The sequence below is a fragment of the Sphingobacterium sp. SGR-19 genome, from assembly GCF_011043555.1.
Classification (GTDB): domain Bacteria; phylum Bacteroidota; class Bacteroidia; order Sphingobacteriales; family Sphingobacteriaceae; genus Sphingobacterium.
On the sequence record NZ_JAAKGS010000005.1, the window covers coordinates 100,045 to 120,218 of the forward strand.

The 20,174-nt window shown below is 45.2% G+C and carries 11 protein-coding genes; 3 read left to right on the plus strand and 8 right to left on the minus strand.

Going from position 1 to position 20,174, the window contains the following annotated elements:
• The first annotated feature begins 19 nt into the window (after window positions 1-19).
• The 3 genes from G5B43_RS11205 to G5B43_RS11215 are packed head-to-tail and all read left to right on the plus strand — an operon-like array spanning window position 20 to window position 4,644.
• On the plus strand, window positions 20-1,090 hold the full coding sequence (locus tag G5B43_RS11205) for a DUF5111 domain-containing protein (protein ID WP_165294840.1): 1,071 nt from the start codon (window positions 20-22) through the stop codon (window positions 1,088-1,090).
• Between the two features lie 11 nt (window positions 1,091-1,101).
• A complete protein-coding gene (locus tag G5B43_RS11210) occupies window positions 1,102-2,133 on the plus strand; it encodes an arabinogalactan endo-beta-1,4-galactanase (RefSeq protein ID WP_165294841.1) in 1,032 nt (343 codons plus the stop codon).
• Between the two features lie 60 nt (window positions 2,134-2,193).
• Window positions 2,194-4,644 carry a glycoside hydrolase family 2 TIM barrel-domain containing protein gene (locus G5B43_RS11215; RefSeq protein ID WP_240904850.1) on the plus strand — a complete coding sequence of 817 codons (2,451 nt, stop codon included), beginning with the start codon at window positions 2,194-2,196 and terminating at the stop codon, window positions 4,642-4,644.
• A gap of 23 nt (window positions 4,645-4,667) precedes the next feature.
• Here the strand turns inward: G5B43_RS11215 and G5B43_RS11220 are convergent, their stop codons facing one another.
• From G5B43_RS11220 to G5B43_RS11255, 8 genes are all read right to left on the minus strand, one after another.
• On the minus strand, window positions 4,668-8,633 hold the full coding sequence (locus G5B43_RS11220) for a hybrid sensor histidine kinase/response regulator transcription factor (RefSeq protein WP_165294843.1): 3,966 nt from the start codon (window positions 8,631-8,633) through the stop codon (window positions 4,668-4,670).
• A 159-nt stretch (window positions 8,634-8,792) separates the two neighbouring features.
• Entirely contained in the window at window positions 8,793-9,992 is a 1,200-nt protein-coding gene (locus G5B43_RS11225; RefSeq protein ID WP_165294844.1) for a glycoside hydrolase family 88 protein, read from the minus strand.
• Window positions 9,993-10,032: 40 nt separating this feature from the next.
• Complete coding sequence (locus tag G5B43_RS11230; RefSeq protein ID WP_165294845.1) at window positions 10,033-11,595, minus strand: DUF4832 domain-containing protein; 1,563 nt, start codon at window positions 11,593-11,595, stop codon at window positions 10,033-10,035.
• 44 nt (window positions 11,596-11,639) lie between these two features.
• Complete coding sequence (locus G5B43_RS11235; protein ID WP_165294846.1) at window positions 11,640-12,830, minus strand: SusE domain-containing protein; 1,191 nt, start codon at window positions 12,828-12,830, stop codon at window positions 11,640-11,642.
• Between the two features lie 44 nt (window positions 12,831-12,874).
• Window positions 12,875-14,524, minus strand: a complete 1,650-nt coding sequence (locus G5B43_RS11240) for a RagB/SusD family nutrient uptake outer membrane protein (RefSeq protein WP_165294847.1) — start codon at window positions 14,522-14,524, stop codon at window positions 12,875-12,877.
• Window positions 14,525-14,542: 18 nt separating this feature from the next.
• A complete protein-coding gene (locus G5B43_RS11245; protein ID WP_240904851.1) occupies window positions 14,543-17,494 on the minus strand; it encodes a SusC/RagA family TonB-linked outer membrane protein in 2,952 nt (983 codons plus the stop codon).
• Window positions 17,495-17,890: 396 nt separating this feature from the next.
• Window positions 17,891-19,150, minus strand: coding sequence for a methionine adenosyltransferase (metK, locus tag G5B43_RS11250; RefSeq protein WP_165294849.1), 1,260 nt, complete (start codon window positions 19,148-19,150; stop codon window positions 17,891-17,893).
• Between the two features lie 222 nt (window positions 19,151-19,372).
• Window positions 19,373-20,107 carry a GntR family transcriptional regulator gene (locus tag G5B43_RS11255; protein WP_165294850.1) on the minus strand — a complete coding sequence of 245 codons (735 nt, stop codon included), beginning with the start codon at window positions 20,105-20,107 and terminating at the stop codon, window positions 19,373-19,375.
• Window positions 20,108-20,174: the final 67 nt, after the last annotated feature.

The window sequence follows — 20,174 nt, forward strand, 5'->3', positions numbered from 1 at the left end:
AATGATCAATTAGAAAACCATGAAACGATTATATTACTATGTGGTGGTTGGCTTCGTACTGCTGTTGCTGGCTGCCTGTGAAAAAGAAGGAGGAACGCCTACCATAACCAATGTGGAACCGGCGACATTGACTGCTTCCAAAACGGAAGTGCTGTTGGAGGCGACAACACCGAAAGCGGTGGCGTTACAACTGATGTGGAACATAAACGAGCTGCAAAGCACCGAAAAAATAGCGCTATCGCAAATGAAGACAACGGTGCAATTTTCAACCAGCGCATCGTTTGCATCCGTTGGCCGATCGGTCGATGTCGTAAGTGCTTCGCTGAGCTATACCAACCAGCAGCTTAATAGTATGGTATTGGCCTTGGGTTTTGTGCCGTTGGAGCAGCAGCCGGTATATGCGCGTGTAGTCTGTCGGTTGGCACCAAATGTGGAACCGCTGTACAGTAATGTGCTGGAGTTGGCGGTGACTGCGTTTGAACCGGTGGAGGATGGTGACTACCTCTTTATGGCCAATAGTGATTTCTCTGCATTTCCGTGGAAACTTTGCGCGCGGTTGGAAGATGGCATATATGATGGTTTTGTGCAGGTAGACCAATGGTATAATTTTTACTTAGCGAACGAAGCAAGTGCAGATGCGAGTACGATTTACGGATCTTATCCGGTGGACGGAAATCAATATGTATTGTATGCCGGCGATGATCGTTGGAATTGTTGGACGAATAATGGCGGATATCTTTATCTCCGGGCGGATGTCAATGAAATGGCCTGGAGCGAAACGGTGATTCGAAGCTTATCGGTTACGGGCGATTTCAACGCCTGGAGTCCGTCTGCGAATCCCATGGTGTACGATCAGGAACAACAAGTTTGGACCGTAACCATTACGACGACCGCACCGGAACAATGGGGGATGAAAATACTGATCAACGAGAGTTGGAGTTGGTTTTTTGGAGGATCGGAAACAGAAGGAGTATGTAACCTCTATACGGCAGATGCAGATGGTTTTGCTTATGAAGAGGTGGGTACCTATCGGTTGATCCTCGATTTGCGGGATCCGAAGGCGTTCCGTTATCGTGTTGAACCTTTATAATCTTATAAGATATGAAAGTATATATAAAGAAATTATCCTGGTTATGGATGTGTATAGGTATTTTTGGAATGGAGAGCTGCAAGGATGATAGGGCGACACCGACGGTGCCGGATCAAGATAGCTTTGCAAAAGGTGCGGATATTAGCTGGATAACCGAAATGGAGGCGGCCGGTGTATCGTTCTATAACCGGGCCGGTATCGCAACAGATGGTCTAAAACTGCTGCGGTCGTTGGGTATGAATGCGGTGCGACTACGTGTATGGGTAGATCCGACGAACGGCTGGTGCAACAAAGAGGATGTGTTGGTAAAAGCCTATCGGGCGCATCATCTGGGCATGCGTATTATGGTCGATTTCCATTATAGCGACCGTTGGGCAGATCCTGGACAGCAAAATAAACCAGCGGCTTGGGAATCTTTATCTTTGGATGAGTTGAAGGCTGCCGTGGCAGAACATACGAAAGAAGTTTTGCAGTTGTTAAAAGACAACAACATAACAGCGGAATGGGTACAGGTGGGTAACGAGACCGGAAACGGCATGTTGTGGGAGGATGGAAAGGCCTCTGAGAGTATGGCGAATTATGCGGCGTTGAATAATGCGGGGTACGACGCGGTGAAGGCTGTTTTTCCAGAGGCTAAGGTTATTGTGCATGTGCATAATGGCTATGATAACAGCTTGTTCCGTTGGTTGTTTGATGGTTTGAAGTCCAACGGGGGTAAATGGGATGTGATTGGCATGTCGCTCTACCCGGATAAGGATAACTGGGAGGAACTGACGGAACAATGTATGGAGAATATGAAGGATATGATCGCGCGCTATGAGTCGGAGGTGATGATCTGTGAAGTGGGAATGAGCTGGGATGAGGAGGATGCTGCTGCGGCATTTCTGACCGGGCTGATCGATGGGAGCCGACAGTTTCGGGAGGGCCAGGTGCTGGGTGTTTTCTATTGGGAACCCTTGGCGTATGGCGGGTGGAACGGCTATACGTTGGGCGCGATGGATGATAGTGGTCGGCCAACGAAAGCGCTGGAAGCGTTTAGATGATAGCAGTTATCTTGTAGAGACGGTATTGAGATTTATGATGATTTGATAATGAGACGTTTTATGATGATACGTATTTTTTTATGTTGTTTACTCTTTTGCCCTTTTGTGCTAACTGCGCAGGAGTTGCGGGAGACATTTTTGTTGGAAAAAGATTGGCGGTTTAACAGGGGGGATGTTGATCAAGCGGCGTCAATCGCTTTCGATGATCGTGAATGGGATAAGGTAACGGTGCCGCACGACTGGGCTATCTACGGTCCGTTTGACCGGGCACATGATTTGCAAGAGGTGGCCGTTACACAGAATGGAGAAAAGGTGGCTACCGTGAAAACGGGGCGCACGGGAGGATTACCTTATGTCGGTGTGGGCTGGTACAGAAATACGTTTGATGTGACATCTTTTGAGCGATCGAATAAACGCGTGGTGCTGAAGTTTGATGGTGCGATGAGTGAAGCACGTGTGTATGTGAATGGACACGAAGTGTGTTTTTGGCCGTATGGCTATAACGCGTTTCATTGTGATGTGACGGAATTCATAAATCCCTCCGGCAAGGATAATCTGGTGGCTGTGCGGTTGGAAAACAGGCCGCAATCGTCTCGCTGGTACCCGGGAGCCGGCCTTTACCGGAATGTGCATGTGATCGTCACGGATAAGGTGCATGTCCCCGTATGGGGAACTTTTGTAACCACGCCTTTTGTTTCGGATACATTGGCATCGGTGCGGCTAGAGACAAATATAGAGAATGCAGATGGTAAAATGGTTCGCGTTACCACCGACATTATTGATGGCGCGGGAACGGTGGTCTCGTCTAAAGATAATGCACAGAAGATAAACTACGGAGAGCCTTTTGTACAGCACTTGGAAGTGTTGGATCCCAACCTGTGGAGCCCGGAGCACCCGGCACTTTACAAGGCGATATCGCGTATCTTCGTGGATGGTCAACTGCTGGATAGCTATGAGACGCGATTTGGTATCCGGGATATTCAGTTTGTCGCCGAAAGAGGTTTTTTTCTGAATGGCAAGCACCGTAAATTCCAAGGGGTGTGTAATCACCACGACCTCGGGCCGTTAGGCGCGGCAATTAATGTTTCTGCGCTGCGGTATCAATTGGAACTGTTACAGGATATGGGCTGTGATGCCATCCGCACGGCGCATAATATGCCCGCTCCTGAATTGGTCGAGTTGTGTGATGAACTGGGCTTGATGATGATGATCGAACCTTTTGATGAGTGGGAGATAGCGAAGTGTAAGAACGGTTACCACCGGTTCTTCGAGGAGTGGGCCGAACGGGATATGGTGAATATGATTCGCCATTTCCGTAATAATCCGTCGGTCGTGATGTGGAGTATTGGCAATGAGGTACCTACGCAATGTAGTCCAGAGGGATATAAGGTCGCTCGTTTCTTGCAAGATATCTGTCATCGGGAAGATCCTACCCGTCCGGTGACTTGCGGGATGGATCAAGTAAGCTGTGTGCTGGAAAATGGTTTTGCAAGTATGCTCGATATTCCCGGATTTAACTACCGGGTACACCGCTATCAGGAGGCTTATGCAAAACTACCCCAAAATTTGCTGTTGGGAGCAGAAACCACATCGACGGTAAGCTCTCGAGGGGTTTATAAATTCCCGGTCGAGAAAAAAGCGGAAGCGGTGTATGCTGATCATCAGTCGTCCTCTTACGATCTGGAACACTGTTCTTGGTCGAATTTACCGGATGAAGATCTAGCGATGGCTGACGACCACGCTTGGTCGCTCGGGCAATTTGTGTGGACTGGTTTTGATTACCTGGGGGAGCCCTCTCCGTATGATACGGATGCTTGGCCGAACCATAGTTCGATGTTTGGTATTATCGATTTGGCGAGTATTCCCAAGGATCGCTATTATCTTTATAGAAGTGTATGGAATAAACAAGCGAAAACTTTACATGTGCTGCCCCATTGGACGTGGCCGGAGCGTGTGGGGGAGGTGACACCCGTATTTGTGCATACGAACTATCCAAGTGCGGAGCTATTTATCAACGGAAAAAGCCAAGGTGTGGGTCGGAAAACGGAGGAGACGGTACAACATCGTTACCGGTTGATGTGGACAGATGTGGTATATGAACCAGGGGAGCTGAAAGTGGTGGCATATGATCAACAAGGAAAGCCAGCGGAGGAAAAGATCGTCCGGACAGCGGGTAAGGCCCATCAAATTGTGTTGGAGACACCGCATAAGATCATTGCGGCAGATGGAAAATCATTGGCCTATGTACGCGTAAAGGTGTTGGACAAGAAGGGTAACTTATGTCCGAACGAGGATGCGCTGGTACATTTCTCCGTAACCGGAGCGGGTCAATACCGGGCAGCTGCGAACGGAGACCCAACTTGTCTGGATATGTTTCATGAACCGAAGATGCACCTTTTCAACGGGCAGCTGACGGCGATTGTACAGGCCGGGGAACAACCGGGAGATGTCCAGCTGGAAGCGAAAAGCAAGGGGTTGAAAAGCGGGAAGATACATGTAAAGGTAGAATAGTATGAAGTGCTGGATGTACAATCTTATGCTAGCGATTTCTTTTTATATTCTGAAGGGCTCATCTCAAACTGTTTTTTGAAGCATACACTAAAATATTTTGCGTTGTTGAAACCTGTTTGATAGGCAATCTCTGCTATCGTCAGATCGGACTGCTCTAATAAATAAGCGCTTCTTTTCAATCTGATATTCAAAATAAATTCTTTGATAGACATGCCTACAATGTCGTGTATCTTTTGGTATAGGATTGTTCTACCCACATTCATATCGGACACAAAATCATCTACCGAATAAAGCGGATTCGCGATATTCAGCTCGATAAACTTCATCGCCCTGACCAATAGCTCTTCATCCATAGACGTGATCGTTACGTTGGCTGGATCGACGACTAGACGTTTGCTATACATTTCCCGTAATTCTTGTTGGTTCTTCAAGATAACTTCGGTCTGTTGCAACAGGTATTCGATATCAAAGGGCTTGTCGATAAAAACGGTTGCTCCGTATTCAAGGGCCTTGATTTTATTTTGATTTTCTTCTCCTACGCCGGAGATCATGACGATGGGGATATGGCTGGTTTTAAAGTTTTGTCTTAGCCGGCGGCATACTTCAAATCCGTTGCCATTAGGCATGACAAGATCGGTAATGATTAGCTGCGGATATATTTTTTCGGCTTTGATAATTCCTTCCATGCCGTCGCTAGCGGTGTAAGTATTGTATTTCTGTGAAAGGCGCTGTTCAAGATACGTGCGCATGGCGGGGTCATCTTCAATCAGCAATAGACTATTGGCTTTTCGCGCATGCTTTATAGGGCTGTCTTGCTCGGTATCGTCTAACATGACGTCGTCAATTTCCGAAAGAGTATAGTCATACACATTCCCGCGTATGCTGCCGACGCTCGCCTCCTTTTTCAAGGGGAGAATAATGGTAAAAGAAATCTTGTCGGTTTTATTGACCATCCAGATATTTCCGTGGAGTACATTAACCAACTCCTTGACAATAGCAAGCCCCAGCCCGGAACTCTCCTCGAAGGTAGGACGGTGGGAAGACAGGCGATTAAAAGAAGTGAAAAGACTGGCAATTTGCTGTTCGGAGAAGCCGTCTCCACTGTTGAGTACTTCGATAGATATGTATTCCCATGCTGCGTCGTCCGGCTTTTGAGATAGCCGTGCTTTCTCTTCTTCCGTTGCACTATATATACGTACGCCAACGTACCCCTTATTCGGCGTGTATTTTAAAGCGTTAGAAAATAAATTGGTTAGAATTTTCTCCACTATATCGTAGTCGAAAGCAACGTAAATTTGATCTTTATGTGCCGAAATATTCGTTTCTATCTCTTTCTTATTGGCGTATAATTCAAATAAACTAAAGACGTCACGTACGAAGTTGACGATATCCCCTACCTGTGGGTGCAATGTAATTTTCTGACTTTCTATTTCTCTGAACCGGAGTAGTTGGCTAATCATGCGCTGGATACGTGACACGTTTTTCTCGATGAGCTGCATGTAAATGGCAGCGTGATTGTTGGCGTCTAGCGTTTCCTTGAGTTGTTTAAGAGGTTGCAGCACCAAGGTGAGCGGAGTTTTTAGATCATGCGAAATACTTGTAAAAAAATCAGTGCGGGCCTGATTCAGATCCAGCATATTCTGCTCTTTTAACGCTTCGAGCGCCAAACGCTCCTGAAACATCTTTTTATCGGTGTAGTACCGGATAATGAAAAACAGTAGGGCAATGACAATAACGCTATAGAAACAATAGGCCCACCAAGAAAGAAAGAAGGGGGGATCGATGTGAATATAGAGTCTCGCGATATCGTCGCCCCACAGCCCGTCATTGTTGGATGCTTTTATTTCAAACGTATAGTCACCGCTGGAAAGGTTGAAGAACTGTACGGACTTATTTGCTGTATTGATCACCGTCCAATTATCGCTGATTCCCTGCATGCGATACGCAAACTGATTCTTGTCTGCAGCTAAATAACTGTTGGCCGAAAATCGGATTTCTATGTTGGACTCGTTGCTGGATAGCCGTATTCGTTCTTCCCGTCTGTTTGATAGGCTGGAGATGTCTTTTGACAGTGGGGAAGAAGCAGAACGAGCGGTTACTTCGGTATTGTTCACCAGAAAGCCGGTAAAGAACACGCGAGGTTTCTGTGGGTTTTTTTCCGCATATGCGGGGTCGAACAGCAGAAAGCCGTTGGTTCCGCCAAAGAACAGCTCTCCTTTTGCTGTTTTGTAGGCCGCGCGTATATAAAAAGACCCACACTTGTTTTCTTTATAAAAACGTGCCTTCTCAAACTTCGCGGATTTAGGGTCGTAATTGTAAATGCCATCGCTTGTGCTCAGCCAAATTCTCTTCGAACTGTCGTCTTCCAATAGACCAAACACCATCTTGGGCGGAAACCCATTGGTACTGTTGAAATTGAGATAAGTGCCATCTTTCTTTAACACATTTACACCGCTGCCTAACGTGCCTAACCACAGGTCGCCGCTGGAAGTGTTGAGGTGACAGGATAAATTGTTGGTGGAGTAAGGAGCGCCCTGAATAAGATAGTGTTTCAGGACTTTAAGCGTATTTCGGTCAACAACATACAATCCTTGTTGTGTAACCAGACGGAGGTTATGTTGGTTATCTAGATACAATGTGGCAATATCGAGATTCAGCTTTTGATCATTTGCACCGATGATTTTGACAATTTCTGTATCCGCGTTTTTTTTTCTCTTATATAAAAAAGGTTGATTGGGATCGGTCATCCACCAGGTTCCTTCCCGGTCCTGGACAAAATCGTATATCGTCAGTGGTTGCTGGGTGCCGGGGAAAAAGAAATGAAGATCGTTGAAAGTACGGCGAGCGGGGTCGTAAGAGGTAAGTCCACCGTTGAATGAGGAAATCAAAAGATGCTGGTTTTCAGGGTCAAGGTGCAAACGTTTTATCATATTGGAATTCGGCGACTCGGCGGATGATTTTATAAAATGATGGAAGCTGTCGCTCATCCGGTCCCAGTAGTTGAGCCCACCGCCTTCCGTTCCGATCCACATATTACCCCATTGATCTTCTTGGAAACTACTGACAATGGGGTGATTGAGTCCGCCTGGACTGGGGTTAAAGTATCTTACGTGCGTGTCGTATAACGAGCAGTAGGCGATCTTCCCGCCGTAAGTCCCTATCCACGCGCCTTGATCGGGATCGGCATAGATGGTCCAAATGGAATTATTCGGTAATGAAAAAGGATCATTCAGATTCAGCCGTAGAAAGCCGCGCTCTTCTTTAATTGGGTCATATAAGAATAATCCGTCTTGGGTGGCGACCCATATCATGCCGGTTTGATCAAGATACATACCTTTCGCTAATGCAGACTGGTTGTCGGCAAAGGAAACGGGGATATGATGTCGTATCGTCCCGTCTGTATCGGAAACAAAAATACCACCCCGTTGGGTGAGGTGATAATAGAAGCCCTGATATTCCAGTACATCAACAATGGTGTGGGAAGGTTTTTCCAACTGGATAAACGGTTCCAATTGCTGCTTTTCCCGGTGCAGTTTATACAGCGTTCTTTCATGCGAAATATACAGGTGGCCATTCAAACTTAAAATCTTACTGAAAGATTTATTTTTTGGCAACTGGAAACCGTTTGATGTTTCGTTTCTCGTATCGTACCACAAGAGGCTATCTTTGGATAACATATAAAGTTTGCCATCATCATGTTGACATGCTGATCGTATACTACGTGGTACGGCAATATCAAATTTGAATTGCTCATAATCGAACCGCAATAAGGCACGATTCGTAAAAAGGAATAGTTCTCCTTGCCGGCTGGCGATTAACGAGCCATATCCCCATCTGACCGTAGGGTTGAGGGCGGAAACGAGTTCATTTAATTGATGAAAGCTATTTCCGTCATACATAAAGATAGCGTCGGTACCCGTATACCAGATCCGACCCAAGCTATCTTTTGTAATACTCTGTATACCGCCATAATAGGAAGTTTCGGGCATCACATGAAATCGATACCGAGACGTATCAATTGCAAATACGCACTGAAAAATGGAAATAAAAAAACAAAATAATAGATTGAATTTTTTCATTTATGATGAATACGCCTACGGTTTACATGCCAATGTACTATAAAAATTGTTAGCCGCCACTTTCTGATCTTAAATTTTTTTCTTTAGTCTGGTTAACGCTTCCAAGTAATAATAATCTGCATATGTAAGAGGAACATCGACTTCTGACTGAAGTGGATACGCACCCACACTATGTTTTAAAATAAAACAACCATTTTCGCCGAGATTAGCGGTATACTCGGGAGATGCCATGGTCTTGATCTGCGTTTTGGCCACTTGTATATATCGGGACGCGCGATTGTTATCCGCGTACTCACTTAGCTCGACCAACGCCGATGCCATGATAGCCGCTGCGGACACGTCGCGATAAGTGTCTGGGATATCTGGGCTGTTGTAATCCCAATAGGGGATATAGTCATCGGGCATATGGTGATGGTCAATCAGATAGTCTGCAATATGCTGTGCTTGTTTTAAATATCGCTCGTCTTTTGTGTCCCTGTAAAGATACGTGTAGCCATAAAGTCCCCAGGCTTGTCCTCTGCTCCATGAAGACTCGTCCGAATACCCTTGATGTGTTTGCTTCAAATGCGGTGTGCCGCTGAGGGTATCATAGGAGACCACATGATAGGAGCTGTAATCGGATCTAAAATGGTGCGCCATTGTTTTGTCGGCATGGGAAATGGCAATCTCTTTGAAACGAGCGTCGCCTGTATAATTTTCTGCCCACAGCAATAGCTCTAGATTCATAATGTTGTCGATGATAACAGGGTATTGCCATTGTTCGGTATTATGATCCCATGACCGGATCAATCTGACGTGAGGATCGTAACGGGTACTTAGCGATCGCGCAGCCGTAAGCATGACCTCTTCATAATTTTTATTTTTGGTCAGCCGGTAACCGTTGCCGAAACTACAGTAGATCATAAAACCAACATCATGATTGTCCGTGGTATATTTCTCCTGTTCCACGCGATCTGTATACAGTTCGGCATATGTTAATACAGCTTGATTTTGATTGTTTTCATAGATATACCATAGCGACCCTGGGAAGAAACCACTACACCACCAGCGTGAATCGGAGGAGACGTCTTTGCCATGTTCATATGTTCTGGGGAGTCTTCCCTCTTGATCTTTGTATTTTTCAGCCATTAGCAATGCTTGTTTTTCAGCAAAAACAAGGGCGCTGTCGATTATGGCTTTTAAGGCCTGGTCATCATTCTCTTTCGGACCTTCGCTACAAGCGAGAAGTCCGAAAAGGATGATAAATAAACTAAGAAGTTTGTTAAACATACTATTGTATTCTTAAAATGTTTATCCGTTGACGCTTAGCTTATTGTACTTGAACCTGAAGAAGCTTTACCCAGCCGTCATCGGTTATCTCATCATTTACTGCCAGCTTTATGCCTGGCTGGTTGTCTTTTGTGGTATCGACAATGGCTACGGCCCAGGTATACGTTCCTTTCGGCAGATCGATGATTGTTTTAAAGTCGTACGAAGTGGGATTGTCTTTTAACCAAGTCGAAGGTTCTGCCTCATGATCAATATATGTTTTTTTGACCGATCCCTGCTCGTCCAGCAGCGCAAATGCTACTTTATATTTATAGTTCCATTGCGGGATATTGTTGGGGAAGTAGCCCCAACCCATGTTGCGCCATCGATGGTTGATATTGACTTCTTTACCGCTTGCCACAGTTTCTGGTAGATACAGGCGATCTGGATAAAGCCGATACCCGCCTTCGGAAATGAAGCGCTGTACGAGGTTAAAGGATTTTTCGAACCAAGAGTCTGTATCACCTGAGCGAAAATCCATCATATTGACGCGTGCTTCAGCAGAGTCGTCAAACTCACCCTGCCGCACATCTTCAGGATGACCTTCGCGGTAACGGCCGCTTGGATCCGTCCAATAACGATGTGTACCAGAGGTAATCCAGCCGCCCTCCATCAGTATCGGACGTTTGAAATTCCACGATTTGGCGAACTGTTTCTCCCAACTTTGATAGTATTCAGTCATCCCAAATGCGTCTTGCCGAAGACTGTATCCTTTGTTGATCATCTTGACTAGTAATCGATCGCTGTTCGGATTGGGAGAGCCCCAGCTTTGCGGGTGGCCGACTAAACGATGATAGTTGATTACCAACGGTATGTTGGTGAACGTTCTCGTATAGAGGTCGGAAACCCAGTCAATCAATTCTTCCTTTAGTGTTTCGGTATCGGATCCGCTAGGGGTGTTAGGGTCTTCGTAGATGACATTGTGCGCTTCTCCCCATTTTCCAAAACCATACGCATCAATAAATGACACGAGATCTGGATCATTGAAATCTTCGGCAAGGGCTTCGATAAATTTGGTGTAGTATTGCCTAAATATCGGGTCTTGAGGAAGCGGCGTGACACGCGTCGGAAAAGACGGATTCTCTAAGTAGGATGCTGCGCCGGCATCAAAAACAAACTGAGGGGTGTTCATTCCTTGATCGCGACCGTCTACCACGATACGGAAAGCTATGGGTACCCCTCTTTCTTTGGCACCGTTGATTAATCGGGCAATCTGCGTGCTGGGATCACGCCATGCGTAAACACCCTCGGCGGGATTTAGCGATGACCAACTTGTGCGTAGATAGCAGGCCGATGCATAATCGATAACCTTTACCCGTTTTCCCAAGTCAGAAACATAGTATTCTTGATCCCAGTAAGTAGGTTCGGCGGTACGCGCCGCATACATGACCCAACCATTTAAGGGGTTACGGAACATGGTACTCCTATTGTATTTTGTTTTGACCAACGTCCCGTTAGGGAGATCGCTTCCGTTTGCATCTGTTGATGTACATGCAAAAGATTGTAGACAGGTAACCGCGATTAAGCATAGTTTAGCAATTACCTTATTGTTTATACTTTTCATACTCTTTCTTTTTATATTAGGAATTATACATACGTTATGGTTTATCAGCGGTTTGTAGCAACCATCGTCTTATTTCTGATGTCTAATATGATATGATTGGTGCCGGAAGGAAGGCTGAAATAGGCATTCCGCTCATTGGCGCTATAACCACTGAAGACATTGTATGTTGTACCATGGGTTACCGGTGTATTCGCGCTACTGTTATTGCCGGTATACACATAAGACTGGTTTATCGGATGGACGCCAAACTTTGTTCGGCCGTTGATAGCGGGGCCGGAATAGACAAATATCTGTGGATCAGCTATACTTTGTGTCCAATTACCGCCTCTCCAGCTCCAACCCGTCGGTTCTCCATATTCCCACAGGTCATTAACGATCGTAGTCTGCATCGCGCCGTCTAGCGTCCATTGCACAACAGCTGGCTGCAGTGCTTTGGCCGGAGAATAAATGGTTGCCGTTGCTTTTTGCATATCGATGACAACGCGATATTCACCAGTATCTTCTATTTTCCAAGCAACGGGATTTTCACGTACAACGACGTTTATCGTTTCTCCATCTTTTAGTGTTCCGTCGTTATCGGTAGGGCTAATATAGTTTGTTTCCCCGTTGTATTCGATCGGTATGATTAATTCGCCTGGTTCTAGATGGAGAACCTGTGCATAAACGTTATCATTTTCTACGGTTGTACCTAGTTCCACTTTTGATTCCTGCACAGCGGAGCCGTCTAGAAATACTTTATCGGCGTCAAATACGATGGTTCGGATCGGTTGTACCCGCACGGTGGCTGTTTTGACTTCGGGGGCTTCAAATGTCGGGCCTCCTTCCCACTGTGCGGTCACTCTGAATTCCAGCGTGAAAGGGGTGTTTACGGGTAGTTTCCACTTTTCGTTCGCCCAATTTTGTAGCTGCTCTGAAGTGAAGCTACGACTGAATACACCATCGTCTTCATAATGCATGATCGCCGTTGACGACCCGAAATTGTTACCCATCACATCGAGCTTGGTTGTGTACGTCACCACGTGGTCTTCAGATGTCGATCTTGCGGCTTCCCATGTGAACGTGATGATGTCTTCTGTGAGACGATCCACGTCCAGCGCGATTTCGGTCGATGAAGCCTGCAACGTCATTGTTTCTGGCACTTTATCGATATCGACAATTTCATAGTTACAGGCATTCAATCCGCAAACAATGGCCGAAAAGGTTAAAATTCTATATAGATAAATGATCTTTTTCATAAAATATAATTTTTAAACACACACTCATTATTTAATGCTTTGTCCTATCTATAGCCTGGATTTTGTGGGAACTCCGCATCACGATTGGCATCCCGTATGCTCTGTGGTATCGGCCATAGTGCGTGATCGGCCTTTACTCTATCGCGTATGGCGCTGTTGTACATGCTAACTCTTTCGACATACTTATTCGTGCGTACCAGCGTAAAGCGGCGGCTTTCTTCACCTACCAATTCCCTGATCCGTTCATCAAGAAGGAAGTCTATATCTATATTGCTGGCGCTGACCGGGGAGGCATTCGCTCTTCGACGTACTTCATTGATCGCATTTGCGGCTCGATCGCGAAATGCATCGCCTTGCCCCAGATAAGCTTCTGCCAGCAAAAGATAGGTCTCGGCAAGGCGAAATTTCATACGGTCTCTGTAACTGCCGGTGAGTCCTAGATTCTCGGCACGTCCGTAAAAAAATTTGGTCAACGCAGGGAATAAAGTTTTGGTCGTAAACCAAGTCTGCTCCGTGATATTAGCTTTACTGCCATGCAACGGGCTGTTAGGATTATTATAATACCAATTGCGTTTGATGTTGTAATTGGAATTCCGCATATCGGTTGCGTTAAATATTCCGAGTTCATTTCCGCTTGCATTGGTACCGATGGTGCCCACCCACCACTTCATTGGTACAATCTGTGCCAAACCGCGTCCCCCGAGTGTGTCTGCCAGCGTGAAGCCGGTGATATCAAAGTATTTTGGATTCCATGCTCGACGTGTCCAATCATCTGAATTCGTTCCTCCTCCGATGGCATTGAATTCAAACTGCAGTACCCAAATGCTTTCCCGGTTGCCTGCCTTTCTATTTTGGTTGTTTTCTTTGAACAGGTCACTAAAGACATCTCCTGGCTGATTCGCACTGACGCCGAACCGATTTTCCATGAGATTAAAATAGCCGCTGTTAATGACGGCTAAGGCTGCTTCTTGTGCGAGCACATACTCCTCTTGCAGTAAGTACATCTCACTTAATAAATGATAGGCAGCCCATTTGGTCAGCTTACCATCCAGTACCTGATCTGGATTTTCCGGCAAGTTCTCGGCGGCAAATGTCAGGTCGTCGATGATGTGCTGTAATACTTCGGCCTTCGGTGTGCGGGTGAAATTGAGCTGGAAATCGTATTGTATGCTTTCTACATAAGGAACGTCGCCATATAGATAGATTAAGGTGCGATATGCATATGCCCGAAAAAATTTAGCTTCCGCTTGAAAGTGTACTTTATCTGTCGGTCTATCCCAATTTTCATTAATCTCCGAGAACAGCAAAATTTCATTAGCGGAGGCTATCAAGCTGTAAGACCAGTCCCAATAAGATCGTACAAACCGTTCTTCTGCGGTTAATGTCAGGTTGGCAAATGCGGTCAGCGATGCATCGCTGTTGATTACATCTACGATATCCGTTGCGGCCTGTAAAGCTTCATATGGTGTAGCATTTCCATGCATAAAAGCACCTCCTTCTCCCCATGTATTATACTCAGAGCGAGAGAGGGCGTATAGTCCAGCACTACCTACTTCGAAACCGTACGTACTGGTGAATGTGTTTGTGGGAGCCAACTCCGATTTCAGATCTTCTGTGAGAAAGTCTTTGCATCCGGTTACGGCGTTTACTACAAGTACCGCAACGCAACTCATCATGATTTTATTTATTTTCATCTGTTTCGTCTTTAGGTATTAAAAAGTTAAGTTTAAACCGAACATATATGAACGCGCTGTTGGGAAAGAAGCCATCCAACCGTTGTCGTAGTTTAGCACCTGCCTGGCGTTAGAAAACGTATGTAGGTTATTGACGCTCACGTTTACATCTATGGCGCTTAGCCTGACTTTATTGGCGATGGCTGATCCGACTCGGTAGCCGAGTGTTACATTTTTAAGCTGAACGTAGTGCTGCTTTCTATAATATCCATGCCCTAGACTATTGAGATAGCCAGGAGAGACGATGTCCGCATCTGGATTTTCAGGTGTCCAATAGTTTGCTCCACGTACATAGTTGGTAATGCCATACGTCCATGAACCCATGTTGGCCAAATTATCTTCGCGCCAGACACCAAATACACCGTTAACCAAGAAGGAGAAATAAAGGTTGCCGAAGGACATTCTATTGCCTACGGAAGCTAGAAAACTAGGCATTTTGGAACCGATGATTTTACGATCCTCCGCGTCAATGTACCCATTTCCGTCTACGTCTTCTATCTTGGCGTCGCCAGGAACGGCACCTCTTTGTATGTCTTCTAAATTACCATTGGCATCTGTGTACTTGAACGTATCCCCTTGTTGCCAAATACCAATGACATTGTAGTCGTAAAATACGCGTAGTGGTTTTCCGATAAACCATTGATTGTTGATGTCGTCCATTTGGTCTCCGCGCAGCTCGACGATTTTATCTCGGTTTAGCGAAAAGTTGACGTTCGAACTCCATTCAAATTTGGAGTTACGGATGTTAATGGCATTCAATGCTACTTCGATACCGGTGTTACGGGTCTGCCCAATATTATCCCAGATACGTCCAAAACCATTCATAATGGGGACAGTACGGATCATCAGTAGATCATGTGTATTGGATCTGTACATTTCGATGGTTCCACCTAAGCGATTATTGAAGAACTGAAAGTCAATGCCGAGGTTGATGGTGCGGGTTGTCTCCCACTTCAGGTTTGGATTCCCTACACCATCGCTAGGCAGATAAGCGGTGTTTACGGGTAGGCCACCGTCTCCCCAGATGTATTTTACACTGGAATACAGCCGATCCAATGTACGATATGGTGTAATGGCTTGGTTTCCGTTCGCGCCGTAAGAAACACGCAGTTTCAGCATGTCCATCCAATCTGCGTTATCCTTGATAAAGCTTTCTTCTGCTACGTTCCATGCTAGGGCTACAGACGGGAAAAAGGCGTATTTGTTGTTTGTGCCAAATACGGAGGCTCCGTCTGTACGTCCGGTAATCGTTGCCAGATACCGGCCCTTGTAACCGTAATTTAGACGAAACATATAGGATAATAAGGCGGTTTCGGTTAATCCCGAAGATATGGTTTGGTTGCGCTCGGCAGTTTCCATCATATAATAACTGGTGTTGTCTGTCACAAAACCTTGCCCCGTCTGCCCTGATGAAACATTTTTGGTTTCTTGTATACTGAATAAACCGGTCGCATCAAATCGGTGATCACCAATCTCCCGCTCGTAACGCAGAATGTTTTCCCAGGTATAGTCTGTACTGTGTGCATTGCTGATGCTGGCATTCCCGCCAACCAATCCGGCTTGTTCGCGGCCAATGAATGTGTCTCTACCGTAATAAGTTCCCGTGAAGTTGGAGCGGTAATTATATCCGAGATTGGAGCGGAAGGATAAACCTTCTATCGGAAGTTGTATATTTGCATATCCGTTGATAAAGAAATTGCGGTTGGTCCTGTTCTGATCGGCATTGACATTTAGCATCGGATTCGTAATGAGTGAATATTCCATAGGTTCTGTGACGTACCTGCCCGTTTCATCTATATATTTGCCATAGGGACTCTGCTTGATAGCGTGCTCGATATTTGGCGTAACACCGCCGTCTTCCCGTTGTACAAATTGGGTGCCTATACCCGTAGTTAGCCAGTCATTGAACACTTGATCAATGTTTGCGGAAATGTTGTGTCGATGCAATCGGGCGTTATAAACAACGCCGTTTTGTTTCATGGACGAAGCTGCCACCATATATTTTGTGCTGCTTGTTCCGCCTGAAAAATTTAACTGGTGATCCATGGTGATTCCTTTACGAAAGATATAGTCTTGCCAGTTGTGTGTGATTCCATTAACGTAGTTTTCGCGTTCGCTTTGGCTGATGATACTGCCGGCGATGGGATCCAATTGATCGCCGGAAAGACCTTCCTTTAAGCGCCCTATATCTTGTTGCAGACGGATATACTCATTTGGCCCCATGACCTGGATATATTGCATGGGTTCAGCTACACCAATCTGACCTCTATAGCCGACTTGTGGTTTACCTGCTACGCCTCTTTTCGTTTGAACCAAAATGACGCCGTTGGATCCGCGGGAACCATAAATAGCTACTGCCGAAGCATCTTTTAGTACCGTAAGATTCTCAATGGTATTGGGATCCAAGTCTACCAATGAGCCGCTATACGGTATTCCGTCTAAGATAATTAAAGGGTGGTTGCTTGCTGATAATGAATTCTCACCACGGATTAACAACGTTTGACTGGCGCCGGGAGCGGCATTTGAAGTCGTAATATTTAGACCTGCAACTTGTCCAACCAGACGATCCATTAAGTTAGTTGTTGATACCATAGATAACTCTTTTTGTCCGACGACGGAAAGACCTCCCGTAAGGTCGCGTTTACGTGTGGTACCATACCCAACCACCACCACTTCGTCTAGTACGGCTTCGCCAGTCATCGTTATATTCATGATGCCCGAGGCATGCACAGGCACCTCTTGGTTACTATAGCCTACGTAGGAGAAGATCAATATAGACGATGAGACAGCTTGCAAGATGTAATTACCTGCTTCATCAGTGCGTGTGCTGGTATCGCTGTCCTTCACTTGAATGGTGACGCCGGTTAGTGAATTTCCATGCGCGTCAGTTACTTTTCCTGTGATTTTAATTAAATTTTGCTGTGCGTGCATAGCCGTTGTCCACAGGACACAGAAAAAGAGTAGCATGCAGGTTTTTATTTTTATGTTAGTTTCCTTAATCATATAAATTTAGTTTGGTTAACGCTAAAAAATATTTCATTTTTTGGCTTCGTTGTTAAATGAACTCAGGTTTTTTTAATAGATATTTATGTATCTCTATAGGCATTGGGTTTAATTGTTTAACTTTTTTGTTTATAGCGGTTAGCGGGAGTGATGACGTCCCGGCATGGCACAAAGGTAGCCGAAGGTGCCTAACCTAATGGTATAGGTTTGTTCAGAAATGGTTCGATTTTGTACAGAAAAGAGCGATTAGGCTTAGGAGGAATAAAAAAAGGTTACTCTACTGTATCGTAAAGTAACCTTAATCTATCTTCTTGTACGCAGATTTTAAGATGTAATCCCAAACGCCTCTTTAATGACATCCACGTAATCCAATTTTTCCCAGGTAAACAATTCCACTTCCACGGTTTTCTTCTCGCCGTTGGAGCTTTCGAATGTTTTGGTTACCGTTTTTGGTGTCCTTCCCATATGTCCATAAGCTGCTGTTTCCGAATACATCGGTTTGCGAAGTCCTAAACGGGTTTCGATACCATACGGAGTCATGTCGAATATCTCCCCTATTTTTTCGGCAATTTTGCTGTCATTGAAATTGACGTTGCTTTTGCCATAGGTATTCACGTAGATCCCCATAGGATCTTTCACGCCGATGGCATACGATATCTGCACCAGTATCTCGTCTGCAACGCCTGCTGCTACAAGATTTTTAGCGATATGACGGGTAGCATATGCTGCCGAACGATCTACTTTGGATGGGTCTTTTCCCGAGAACGCACCGCCACCGTGTGCTCCTTTTCCACCATAGGTATCCACGATAATCTTGCGCCCCGTCAAACCGGTATCGCCATGCGGTCCGCCGATGACAAATTTTCCTGTAGGGTTAATGTGGAACTTGATATTGTCGGTAAACAATGCCTGTAACTCCGGTTTCAGTTGTGCTTTTACACGTGGAATCAAGATGTTTTTAACATCGTCTGTAATTTTCTCCACCATCGCTGCTTCAGTAGCAAACTCGTCATGTTGTGTGGAGATGACAATCGTGTCGATACGTTGTGGTTTATGGTCGTCGCTATACTCCAGTGTTACTTGTGACTTCGCGTCTGGACGCAAATAGGTAATATCTTTATTTTCCCGGCGTAATGCAGCTAGTTCGTATAATAACCGATGAGCAAGGTCTAAAGCCAATGGCATATAGTTCTCCGTCTCGTTGCTCGCGTACCCAAACATGATGCCTTGGTCGCCGGCACCCTGCTCCTGTTTTGTTTGGCGATCGACTCCCTGGTTTATCTCCGCGGACTGCTCGTGAATAGCAGACAGCACGCCACAGGAGTTTGCCTCAAACATATATTCGGACTTAGTATACCCTATTTTCTGAATAACGGAGCGGGTGATCTTCTGCACATCTAAATAGATGTTGGATTTCACTTCGCCGGCTAAAACGACTTGTCCAGTCGTTACTAAGGTTTCGATAGCCACTCGGGCATCTTCGTCCCAAGCTAAGAAATTATCAATCAGCGCATCGGAGATTTGATCCGCTATTTTGTCAGGGTGTCCCTCCGACACCGATTCGGATGTAAATAAATAAGCCATTACTACATATTTCTTTTTTGATTAAACGTACGAAAGGAGTTGTCAGAGTAGAAGTGGAAAAACGACTGTAATTCTGGTTTTAGCACTTTTTTTTTACTGTGGTTGCAATCTCCTTCTGGCATATTGGTCAATATGCAGCACGCAAATCAGTCCACATTTTTCGTTGACAAAAGTACAATTCTTTATTCGAATAATGCGAATGGAAGCAAATTTTTATGTATATTATATATTCCTTTTACTTTCTATCGTATAAGTAAAAGAATCCGCCCGGTAACATCCAACATTGAACTCAATGGGGTTGTTATTGATGTCGTAAACGTAGCGTTTGCGGATAAGGATGGGTTCTCCTTGTTTAATCTCCAGTTTGGCAGCGATAAAGGGATCGGCCGCTGCGGCGCTTATTTCTTCTTTTGAGGTGAAAGCGACCACCCCGTAATCTCTTTCCAGAATTTCGTACAGCGGACGATTGAAATTTTCCGATGCCGAAATGGGAATCTGTGGGCTAAATTCCGAAATAAAATACACGAACGGTGCATCCTTTTTTCCCCGAAGTCGCTCTAACCGCATTACTTTTGTACCCACCTCGATGCCAAAGAAAGCTGCGACTTCCGCAGAGACTTCATGCCGGATGATCTGTAATTCAAAATTATGGATGTCGATCCCTAGAATGCGCATTTCCTCGGAAAAACTTAGCCAATTACTGGCCCCGCTAAATATTTTCTTTTTTTGGACACGTGTTCCTACACCTTTTTTACGAACGAGCAGTCCTTCGGTAACCAATGTGCTGATCGCTTGTCGTAAGGTGTTTCGGGATATCTTCAATTGTTCAGACAAATAGACTTCTTTGGGAAGATACTGTCCATCTCTATATTCGGGCGTATCGATCAGATTTCGGATAAGCTCTTCTGCCTGTTTATGAAGAGGTTTTGTGCTGTTATGGTCGATTTTTAAATTCATAATGTTTCTACAAAAGTAAAAAAAATAGAAGAATAATGTTGCATGATAAAATAAAAGTATTCATATT